The organism is Roseateles sp. P5_E11 (assembly GCF_054049355.1).
On sequence record NZ_JBFUMO010000954.1, the window covers coordinates 1 to 1,434 of the forward strand.

The following is a 1,434-nucleotide window of genomic DNA, read 5'->3' on the forward strand; positions in this document are numbered from 1 at the left end:
GGGCGGCAGCATCAAGGTGCCACCCAGGCTCAGCGCCCCGTTGGTCCAGCGCATCGGGCGCTCGACGATGTCCACCCGCTCGCCAATCTGCGGCGCGGCGCCGTTCTCGCTCCACAGTAGCCGCTCGGCCTGGCCTTGCGCGGGCAGGCGCTTCAGCGTCAGGCGCACCGGCCACGGCGATTGAAGCGACGGCCCCGCGGTGGCCTCGCCCGCGCCGCGCTCGAACAGGAAGGCCCAGCGGCCGGTGCCGAACTCGATGACGGTCGGCTGTGGGAAGTCGGTGAAGGACCCGATCGACACGAGCCGGCCATCGCGCAGCCGGTACAGGCCGGGCGTGACTGCGGGCTGGGGCGGCGACGCGACCTGCACCATCGACAGGCGGCAGTTGTCGGTCGCCGCGGAGAGCAGTGCCTTGCCCTCGTGCCGGGCCGTGCAGGAGCCACCGCCCATCGCGGCCGGCAACGTGAAGCCGATGCGGCCGTCGCCCATCGTTGCGCCGGGCAGCGGCTGCCATTCGCCACCGGCGTTCACGCCACCGCCGGGCATGGCGTAGGCCAGGCGCGGCTGGTTGTCGACGAATTCGGTACGCAGGCGCCAGAAGGAGGGGCGGCCGGCCACCTCGATCAGGCCGGCCCATTCGCCGCGGGTGGGTTCAGCATGCGCGCCGGTCAGCGGGGCGAGCAGGAGGGAGAGCAAGGCGGCGCCGAATCGGGCGCAAAAGCGGGAGCGGGTCATGAAAAACGTTGTCGGATCAGTCGAACGAAGCCTGCATCTTGCTCAGCCGAGGCCGGCGGCGCTGCTGCGTTGCGACAGATTGCGGGATGGCGACGATGAAAAGTTGCACCGGGGCCGGTCAGCTCGCTGGCCGTGCGGCCAGGAAGCTTTCCCGCAGCACCGCCTCGGCATCCTTGCGCCACGCCGCAAACACCGCCGACGCCTCGATGGCTTCGGCCAACGGCCTGAACACCGCGCCCTGCACGCCCGCGCGCTGGAAGGCGGCCGGCACGATGCTGATGCCCATGCCCTGCGCCACCAGCGACACGACCGACAGCCAGTGCCGCCCTTCGTGCTGCAGCCGCGGGTAGAAGCCGTGCTGGCGGCAGATCTCGACGATGCGGGCGTGGTAGTCGGGCGAGCCCTTGCGGGAGAAGAGGATGAAGGGCTGGTCGCTCAGCGTCGCCAAGGGAATCTTCTTCAGCTTGGCGCTCGGGTGGTTGGCGGGCAGGCAGGCGAGGAAGGGTTCGCTATAGAGCGGCTGCGAGGTGAGGGCGGGCGGCAGGCGGTCGGTGTGGACGAGGCCGAGGTCAAGCTCCTCGCGGAGCAAGGCCTCGATCTGGTCCTGCGAGTTCAACTCGATGACGATCACCTCGACCTTGGGATGGCTGGCCTGGAAGGCCTGCAGCCAGGCGGACAGGCCGTTGAACAGCGTGGAAC

The 1,434-nt window shown here is 70.2% G+C and carries 2 protein-coding genes; both read right to left on the minus strand.

Going from position 1 to position 1,434, the window contains the following annotated elements:
* Nucleotides 1-735: hypothetical protein (locus ACXJKR_RS32430; RefSeq protein ID WP_457326355.1), on the minus strand; the 735-nt coding region annotated here is incomplete at its 3' end.
* A gap of 118 nt (nt 736-853) precedes the next feature.
* Nucleotides 854-1,434: LysR substrate-binding domain-containing protein (locus ACXJKR_RS32435; protein WP_457326356.1), on the minus strand; the 581-nt coding region annotated here is incomplete at its 5' end.